This window comes from Prevotella sp. KH2C16 (genome assembly GCF_900113305.1).
GTDB lineage: Bacteria > Bacteroidota > Bacteroidia > Bacteroidales > Bacteroidaceae > Prevotella.
Genome location: NZ_FOOW01000012.1, coordinates 67304 through 76879 on the forward strand (window position 1 = coordinate 67304; position 9576 = coordinate 76879).

The window sequence follows — 9576 nt, forward strand, 5'->3', positions numbered from 1 at the left end:
TTTTCAACTATTTCCAACCGAGATTCTGCACAAGATTATGGTTATGCTCAAGATTATAAGTGCTGATAGGCCAGAAATAATCTTTCTGTCCGAAAGGTTGCTCATAAAGCAAGATTTTCTTGTTGTAGTCCTCCGCATTAAATGAATTAGTACTTAAGCCATAGATGCCTTCTGCATAGACTGCCGAAGCTGTTTTCCAACGCCGAAGATCCCAGAAACGCTGATCCTCAAAGCACAGTTCTATCAAACGCTCCTGATGAATAATCTGCCGCATGCCTGTTTGCGTAGAATAGAAACCCGGGTTTGTGCTATAAGTGTCCCAAGCCTCCTTGACTCCGGGAATATTTGCACGATGTCGGATGGAGTCTACATAGGCAAACATCTCGGTACTGTGCGCGCCGTTCGGCCCCTCAGCTTCATTAATGGCCTCTGCATAAAGCAGATACAGATCGGCCAACCGCATCATCGGATAGGGATACCAATAAGTGCTCATATTCACATTTTGACCGGATATGCGATTACGATATGAATACATCTTCTTAGGATAATAGCCCGTCGTAGGTCCGCTTTCAGAAGAAGTCCTTGCAAGAGCTTTTCCCATCCGGCACTCAATGTTGTAGATTTTCTCGGGGGTAAGGTCATTATAGTTCGTCAGTCCACCTATCCACTTGCTGCCGTCGAAACCAAGATCGGCATAGTATCGGGGTTCACGACCGACATTCATCCGTGCCGTCTCATAGCCCTCCTCAAGATAATATTTATGGGTGGAATCCGCCACCACCACATCAAGGCCACTTACGCCTTGCCAATCGCGATCGTAACGCGTGGGAAGACCCTTGTTTGTATAGAACTGATCAACGACCTTCAGGGGCACACCGATGAAGGCATAACAGCTCAGAGCGGCCGTCCATGTCAGATTATCATACTGAAGATACTGAACATTAGGCTGCGTCAACTGTTGCCACATCTGCAAACCGGAAGCACTTTGAGGTTGAGTGTTCCCCCAGATAAGCTCACTATTCCAGCGCTCGCACATTACGCCACGCAAGGTAAAGTCTAACCTGACGCTATCGGTTGCCCGATACATATCATCCCAACGATAAAGTTTTATGTTTGCCTTAGCGCAGATGTCAATAGCCTCCTTGCAGGCCTTCATAGCCTCTGTCCAACGCTCAGTCTTCTCGGTCTCGCTCTTTGACGGGAAAAGACGGACACCACGATTATCAACAAGCTGAGATTCATCGTCATTACCATTAAACAACGGACTTGCAGCATAGCAAGCCACTCGAGCCTTAAAAGCTGCCGCAATAGGTTGCGTTATGCGTCCGTACTCCGCAACATCCACGGCATCCGGAAGATCAGGAATTGCCTCGTCAAGAAGTTCCAGCACATAGTTGAAACAACTGTCGATAGGATCACGATATACACGAACATCTTCAACACTTGCATCCATTGGAAGACTATGCCTGACGATAGGGACAGGCCCCCACTTGCGGATAAGGTTAAAGTGATAGAAGGCCTTCAGGAATTTGGCCTCAGCCGTCCAACGGGCCTTCTCTTCATTGTCCATATCCGGAACACTATGAACATTGTCTATCAAATTGTCGCAACACCGGATAGCATTATACATGGAAGTCCAGTCATTCCCATAGGGACTGCTGGCATTCTGATAGCCGCGGGCAATATATGACATGGTATATGGAACACGCTCACTTGTGTTCGAGGCTATTCGCCCCCACAGGTCAACCAACTCGTCGCCACCCGTTAATGCTGGATCAGAACCTGAATAACCGTCGTCTGTCAGATAAGAGTAACATGTACCCAGGTATCTAATTGCTACAGAGCGCAAGTCGAAGGCATTCTCCAAGGTTGCATTTCCATCGTCAGGGACTACATCCAGATAATCGTTACAGGATGTAAAGCCCCCCATTGAGAGGAGACCTACTAAAACGAATACTTTTATATTTTTCAGTTTCATAATGCGTCAAGTTTTTTATTCGAATGTAACATTCAGTCCAATATTAATCACCCTTTGCAAAGGATAGTTCAAAGCAGAGGTTCCCTGCTCTGGATCCCACATCTTAAAGCTGCTCCAGCAGAACAGGTTGGAACCGGAGAGATAAAAACGCAGGCTGCTCATATGCCACTTCTTCGTCAGCTTTTGAGGAATCGTATAGCCTAATTCCACCTGCTTCAGACGAAGGAATGAGCCGTCACGCATCCACCAAGTACTGGTAGGAGTGTTATTATTATTAAGGTATGCGCTCAAGCGAGGCCAAAAAGCATAGATATCTCTATTATCCTCCGTCCAATGACTGTCGGCTATAGACTTGAGCAATTGGGTGTTGCCATAGAAAGGAGCCATACCTCCCTCGTTCCTAGAACTATATCCACTCGCATTAATCCAGAAAGACTCGTTACCAAGACCTTGGAAGAATACAGAAGCGTCAAAGCCCTTATAGCCTACAGATACACCGAAACCATAAACAATTTCCGGAGAGGTAGGATTTCCTATCGGCACCCTGTCGGCCTCAGAGATAACGCCATCGCCATTCACATCGGTATACTTGATGTCTCCCCCACCATACTTAGAACCGAAATTTGCCTGCGACGGACTGTTGGCGGCCTCTTCGTCATCGATAAACAGTCGTTCGGCAATATAGCCCCACTGCTGCTTGATGGAGTAGCCCGTGTGCTGGCGATAGCTCTCTTTATAGATCGGCTCTTCATATACCTCGTATTTGCTCCGGGCAAAGGTGAAGTTTCCACGCGCTGAAGTCCAGAGATCCTTATTCCATATTTTCCGGTATTCCAGCTGTAAATCAAGACCTTTAGCCGAGGCCTTGCCGATGTTTGCACCTATCGTGGCCTCCAATCCCATTGTAGATGGTATGTCCGCACGGGTCATAAAGATATTACTACGCCTCTCCGTATAATACTCTGCAATTAAGTCGAGACTGTTCCAGAGACCCAACTCTATACCGAAGTTTTGTTTCGCAGATTTCTCCCAAGTAATGGCATCGTTGGCATAGCGTCGTGCCGAAATCCCATTATAAGAAGTGCCACGGAACTCCCCGAAGGTTGCTTTTCGACTTCCATTATCCATATTCATCTCGGAAAGATAATAGAAGCGGTTTCTCTCATCACCAATCTTATCGTTACCTACAAGACCATAGGAGTACCTCAGCTTCAACTTGTTTACCGTCTTTCTCAGGGGTTCGAACCAATTCTCATTAGAAAGCATCCATCCTAAGCCGAGCGAGGGGAAGAATCCCCAGCGATGCCTTCTGGCAAATCTTTCTGATCCGTTATATCCAAAGTTGAACTCTGCAAAGTACTTGTCGTCCCAGCCATAGGTGAAACGGCCTGCCAGACTCACATTCCGCGATGGCAATGAAAGCTGTAATGAGCCTGCATTGGCCTTCCGCGACTCACGGACCGTGAACACCAGCAATGCCCCGAGAGTATTCTTGCCGAAAGTATTCGCCCAATTCAAGCGACTCTCTGAATACATAGTATTAGTTACATTCTTCGCTCCTTCCGAATAAGTGAGATAGTCCGTACCGTTTTCATTGATGCGGTTTACATGATATTCGCCCGTATAAGAGTCATAATTGCCCAAAGTGTACCAATATGGGGAATAATAGCGAGATACGGTAAAGTCAGAAAGACGGGTGAGATTGAACATTGTGCTGAAGCTCAATCCCTTCGTGATAAAGCTCAGGTCCTGATCCAACTGAATCGTAGCTATCATCTGGGAGCGCTGATAGTCTTTATAGCCGCGCACCATCTCCGCATAGGGATTCACATAGTGTCCGTCATCATAGTTACCAAACATAATATGCTTGTAACCTATATGCTCTTCATCCTCCGGATAATAAGGCGCAAACAATACCGGATCTGAATGCATAACCTGTTCATAGACTTTCGCCCCACCATTCAAGGGTCCGGTATAATCATCGAAGTTACCATGCAGCTTGATTCCCAGCTTTGTCGTCTTCGTTACATTGACATCCACATTGGCACGCAGGGTGTAGATTTTCGAGTTGATGTTGTTGTTGAAGCTGTTGCGATGATCCACCTTCAAGATACCTCCATCCTGCGTGTAGGCACCCGACACATAATATTGGGCCACCTTCCCGCCGCCACGAAGGGAAACATCGGCACGAGTGCTTTGTGCAAAATTCCGAAACAGCATGTCATACCAGTCGTTGGCGGGATAAATCAGCCGGTTGGCCCCAGGCCTTCCCGTCTGTTCAATCTTGTCCTGGCTGTATCTCAGTTCTCCTAATGGGTCGCGGGTGGAGATGGCCTCGTTATAGGCCTTCATATAAGTTACAGGGTCAGCCAGTTCCACATCTTTCGTAGACGACTGTATAGAATGCTCCACCCTCGCGAAAATCTTGGCTGGTCCTTCCTGTCCTCGTTTCGTCGTAACCAGGATTACGCCGTTGGCACCGCGAGCACCATACAAGGCTGCCGCAGAGGCATCTTTCAAAATAGAGAAGCTCTCGATGTCATCCGGACGCAGACGAGCCAAGTCCCCCGGAGTCAACTCTATATTATCAATTAGGATCAAAGGGTTTGCCCCTCCTTCACCGAATGTGGTGATACCCCGCACGAAGAAGTCCGCATTGTCCTGTCCCGGCTCTCCCGAACGCTGATAGGCTATCATGCCGGCAATATTTCCCGCCAATGCTGTGGTCAGATTGCTCGACGGAACCTTCAGGTCATCTACTCTCACCGTCGTAATGGAACCCACCACGCTCTCCTTCTTCTGCTTACCGAAAGCGACAACGGTAACATTTTCAAGTTCATTGCCTTGGTCTGCCATCGTAACATCAATCTGGGTTCTTCCTCCAACGGCAATGGTCTGGGTCTGCTTGCCAATGAAGCTATAGACGAGTTTGTCAGTCGCCTTTGCCCTGATTTCATACGAACCGTCCAAGTCAGAGATGACTCCCCTCGTGCTTTTCTCGATAACGATACTAACGCCTGGCAAAGGATCTCCCGTCTCTTTCTCGATTACCTTACCCTTCACCGTAATCTCCTGCCCGAACGCAACCATCGGGAAGAAGAATAGGATCAGCAGCAACGATAACGCTAAACTACATTTCTTGTTCATTTTCATTTATATTATTTATTAAGGATATACTTATCTCTATTATTTCTCTTTTATAAGGGGATTTTCCTTAGGTCCAAAAAATTCTGCCTCAAAATTAAAGAAATAATTAGATAATTCAAAGTATTTAACAGGAAAAGTCATTATTCAAAACGAAAAGAGCACAAAAAGTTGTGCAGTATTGCGCAATGAACTACTATATCTGCAATACTCGCACCTCACGACAAGCCCTCCGATTGCCGCATGGCAATCGGAGGGCCGTCAAAAGGGAAGGGGGTAATAATCCTTCCTAATAGGTGATAATGCTATTAAACCGCCCGGATTAGTCTGCCGACCAAATAGTGGTGGAGCAGAGATCATTGCTCGTCCAGTTCAATGCTCTACCGAACCTTGCCGATGTTGAGTTTATGGTTAAATAATATGCATATCCGGTTTCATTGGCCGTCTTCGACATGAAGTAACCAGCAGCTCCATAAGAGTGATACAGGTTCGTCAAACCGGAAGTATTGTCATAGAAACCATAGAAAGGCAGGAAGAAGTACTCATTGATGTTTTCAGCCGTCGGCCTGCCATTGGTAACAGCGGCACTTGTAGCCTTGGGGGCAGTACCTGCGGCAAAGCCTGGAATATACTGCTTCTTCTTAAGCCAGACACCTCCGTGATAAGTGCGCTTCTCGCCTGTAGCCGGATCGGTCGTGATATATGCCTGCTGATAAGCGCCCGTATGACCGTCATCTATCAGTACGCCGGCTCCGAGATACATCTTTGCCTCGTCGGCCGAGGGACAATCCTTGCAACTCTGTGTGGCAATATCCTGATTTTGCCCTCCAGCCGGAACTTTATGGATACCAGAGTTGCCTGCACTCCATGTGTGTGGGTCGCCCACACCGTAGGGCTCATACGCATCCCACTGGTAGAAGTTCTTGTCGGCACGGAATCCGCTGTTCATATATTCCTCGGTCGCAGGCTTCACGGTGAGATTGATGCTGTAGCGATGACCGGGCAGCAGCTTACGCGTCTTGAGCGTAAGGAGATTGTTCACCTTCGTCAGCATATTTCTCGAACCGCCAATCGTTGCGCCTTGCCCATCCTCAGCGAAGAGCATGGAGAGTTCCTTCTCTGGCTGCGACGGGTCGACGATGATGTTCTTATAATCAGCGGTAGCCGTAGAAGTGGTGTTGTTCTTTACCTCTAAGCTTACCGTCGACTTGCTTCCCGACACGATATATGACCTGTCGAAGATATTGACCGAGGCAGATTGACTGCTCAACGCATCCTTTGAGGTAACCTTAAAGGCATTGACCGTCCTGCCGTCGGAGGTCTTCAGCACTACACGAATCTTGGTGAACACATGCTTGAACGACAGCGTGCCCAGGTCCTGGTTTGCGCTCGTGATGACATCCGACACGCATTGCATCGGGTCGGTAGAACTGCTCTGAGAGACGGTAATGGCACTAAGATCCACTCCTTTTGAGGCGTACGGCGCATTCCCGATGTAGAAAAGTATCTGGCATCCGCGCTTTCCCCTCACGGTAAGCTTGCCGCCTGTTACGGTCAGTGTCTGCCGGGCGGCTACGGTCTTGTTGGTCGATGGGTCATAGACAAAGGCATACACCGTCTTTCCCTCTAAGTCAACGGTATTGTAAACCGTAGCGCGGGTGCGTGCTTCGGCGGCAGAGGGCGCGCCGGTCTTGTCCTCCGTGACGGTGGTCTCCACCTCCATGCCCATGAAAGTCTGACGCTCCGTCTGCGGCTCATCGGCCATTGCGCGCGTAAACACAGACTCATCCTGCGACTCATTCACGGAGAAAGTCAGCTCCATGTCGGTGCCTTCCAGTTCTCCCGTGGTTCCCTGCGCAATCTGGTTGTCGTCATTGCTGCACGACGCCATGCCTATCAAGGCAACCATCCCCATGAGGACGGTCTTCATTTTCATGTGTCCTTTCATGTCAATCCTCCTCAAACCAGTTATGTCCTTTTGCAAAATTGAAGGGAGCATCGGCATCCTCGCCATCATCCACAGTCTCGTCCTGCACGCCGGAGGTGTGCTGCGTACTCGTGTCCTGCAGCAACTGTTCCCCGTAAACGGCAATAACCTCCGTCTCGGGAACCACATAAAATTTCTTTCTTTTCATCTTGTTCTTTTATTACTCTATAAACTCTCTAAAATCAATAATACCATTTCTCCCTGTAAACGCCACAAAGAAAAATCGCTACAAATTTATAAAGAAAACAGAGAAGTAAGTTTCGTCCTCCCCAAAAATTAACAAGGATTAAGGATTATTATCCTTTGAGGACATTGGGGAAATCCCCTCCGGACTACTGCGGGGAGCAGAGCGCCTCGCACACCCGATCCTGGAAGGCACGCGCGTTCTTGCCGTGCATGACGCCCTGGTTGATGATGGCGAAGCACAGCTCATGCCCGTTGGAGGCGGTGCAGTAGCCCGCAAGGCTGAAGACGCCGGTTACGCTGCCCGTCTTGGCCTTCACATTGCCCTGCGTGAATGAGCCGCCCATGCGGTTGCGCAGCGTTCCGTCCATGCCTGCCCGCGGCAATGAGGGCAGCAGATGGAGATAGATGTTCTGATTCTGATAGGCGTAGCGCAGCAGCCGCACCTCCAGTTCGGCCGACACATAATTATATAAGGAGAGTCCCGAACCGTCGGCTATCTTATAGTCAGAGCCTCTCAGCCCGAGCTTGTCGATGAGACGGCGCACGAGCTTGCGGCTGTCGGCGGCCGTGGCAGGACGCTCGCCCGTGGAGGCGGCTATCTGATAGAACATCGACTCGGCATAGAGGTTGTCGCTCTCCTTCATCATCTTCATCAGTATCTGGTCCATGGTATGAAACCGGGTGCAGATGCAGTAGGCGGAATCGGGCTTTGTGCCCACGACACTATAGGCCTGCACGACGATGCCCGACTCGCGCAGCTCACGCTCGAAGCGGTCCATGAACTTGTCCTTGCGCCCGTAGGGCAGGGCCGAGAGCTCGGGGTTGTCGTCGTCCCAGCACCATCCCTCGCCCAGCAGGCTCGACTCCTTGAAGCTCTTGTCGGCATAGAGGCGCCCGCGGATGGTGTCCACCCCCATCTTTCTCAGGCTCTCCACAAAGGCATTCATGTCGTCGCTGTTGAAGCGGGGATCCATGTGCCCCACGCAGTAGATGTCGCCCGTGAGGGTGCCGTTCTCCACCTTTCCCGTATAGCAGAGGTCGGTCTTGAACTGATAGCTGCCGCCGAGGCGGTCGAGGGCGGTGATGGCCGTAACCAGCTTCATCGTCGAGGCGGGGCGCATCTTCTGCTGCTCGTTATGCCTGTAGATGGCCGAGTCGGCCGTGAGGTCATACACCATCAGCCCGAGTTGCGAGGTCTCGAACATCTCGCTTCCCACCAGCCGGTCGAGCTGCCGCTGCACCGACTGCGGCCAGGGCAGGCTCACGCTGTCCTTGCGGAGCGTGTCTATCAGGGCAGCATCTGCCGTGTTGCCGTTGTCCTCGTCCTCAAAGTTCTTGCCGTTTACCTGCGCCCGTGCCGTCAGCACGGCCATCAGCATGAGTCCGCAGATGATTTCTCTCGTATATCTCGTCATAACCTTTCCTGTCGTTTCTTGATTTCCTGCATGAAGGCGGCCTCTTCCGAGGGCTGCACCGTCGTCAGCCTACCGGCTCCATGCTCAATGAGCAGATAATGTGAAAGCCCGAAGACACCCGTCATCGGCGTGCACCTCACGATGTCGCTGAGGCGTATCTCACGGCGGCGGGCAAAGCGGCCCCGGTCTATGAGCAGCCGGTCGGCTGTCAGCGTATAGCTGCTGTGCAGCACGCGCTCCATCATCATCACCACGACCATGACCACAACGAGTGCCACGACGGGCATGCGCTGCCAGAACAGCCAGAAGGCCAGCAGCGCAAACAAGGCTATCGAGCACTTTGCGGGCAGCGTGAAACGATGATGGAATGTCCTGCTCATATCACTATCCGCCTGCAAAATTACAAAAAAATGTTCTATTCTGCCCCTTCAAGGCAGATTTTAAGTCTTTTTATATACCTTATATTATTATTGGGAGGACTGGATTATATTATCGGGAGGACGGAATATTAATACGCGAGTTCGGGATAAGATTACCATGCAAATAGCTCTAATTGTCTTGATTTCTCCACATGCACTGGCAGCGCCTCCGGCTTGTTGTCAAAGAAACAGTAGGCCGCGAGAGCCGAGCATAGGTTCATCATAAAGTTGTGTATGGACCGGTGTCGTGAATGCACGAGGTTGGCCTTGTTCTTGAGCAATTCGTTGATACACTCGATGATGTACCTTTTTCTGAGCATGATCTTGTCCCACATGGGCATGAGCTTATTCTTCATGTTGGCCTTGAGGCCATGCACGAGATGGATGCCCTGGTCGAAGAGATGCTCGAAGAGTGCCTTCTTGATGTAGCCTCTGTCGGCGAACACC

At 50.1% G+C, this 9576-nt stretch carries 7 protein-coding genes; all 7 read right to left on the reverse strand.

The window, feature by feature from the left end; all coding sequences use genetic code 11:
* Window positions 1–7 precede the first annotated feature (7 nt).
* Window positions 8–1978, reverse strand: a complete 1971-nt coding sequence (locus BM114_RS09240) for a RagB/SusD family nutrient uptake outer membrane protein (RefSeq protein ID WP_092112723.1) — start codon at window positions 1976–1978, stop codon at window positions 8–10.
* Between the two features lie 15 nt (window positions 1979–1993).
* Entirely contained in the window at window positions 1994–5125 is a 3132-nt protein-coding gene (locus tag BM114_RS09245; protein ID WP_092112741.1) for a SusC/RagA family TonB-linked outer membrane protein, read from the reverse strand.
* 319 nt (window positions 5126–5444) lie between these two features.
* Window positions 5445–7058, reverse strand: a complete 1614-nt coding sequence (locus BM114_RS09250; RefSeq protein ID WP_143089297.1) for a fimbrillin family protein — start codon at window positions 7056–7058, stop codon at window positions 5445–5447.
* A gap of 13 nt (window positions 7059–7071) precedes the next feature.
* On the reverse strand, window positions 7072–7257 hold the full coding sequence (locus BM114_RS09255; RefSeq protein WP_092112727.1) for a hypothetical protein: 186 nt from the start codon (window positions 7255–7257) through the stop codon (window positions 7072–7074).
* Window positions 7258–7441: 184 nt separating this feature from the next.
* Window positions 7442–8710: a D-alanyl-D-alanine carboxypeptidase/D-alanyl-D-alanine endopeptidase gene (gene dacB / locus BM114_RS09260; RefSeq protein WP_092112729.1), complete on the reverse strand. Its 1269-nt coding sequence runs from the start codon at window positions 8708–8710 to the stop codon at window positions 7442–7444.
* Window positions 8707–9090 carry a PH domain-containing protein gene (locus BM114_RS09265; protein ID WP_092112731.1) on the reverse strand — a complete coding sequence of 128 codons (384 nt, stop codon included), beginning with the start codon at window positions 9088–9090 and terminating at the stop codon, window positions 8707–8709. The genes dacB and BM114_RS09265 overlap by 4 nt, the downstream gene beginning before the upstream one ends.
* 152 nt (window positions 9091–9242) lie before the next feature.
* Window positions 9243–9576: transposase (locus BM114_RS09270; RefSeq protein ID WP_218151483.1), on the reverse strand; the 334-nt coding region annotated here is incomplete at its 5' end.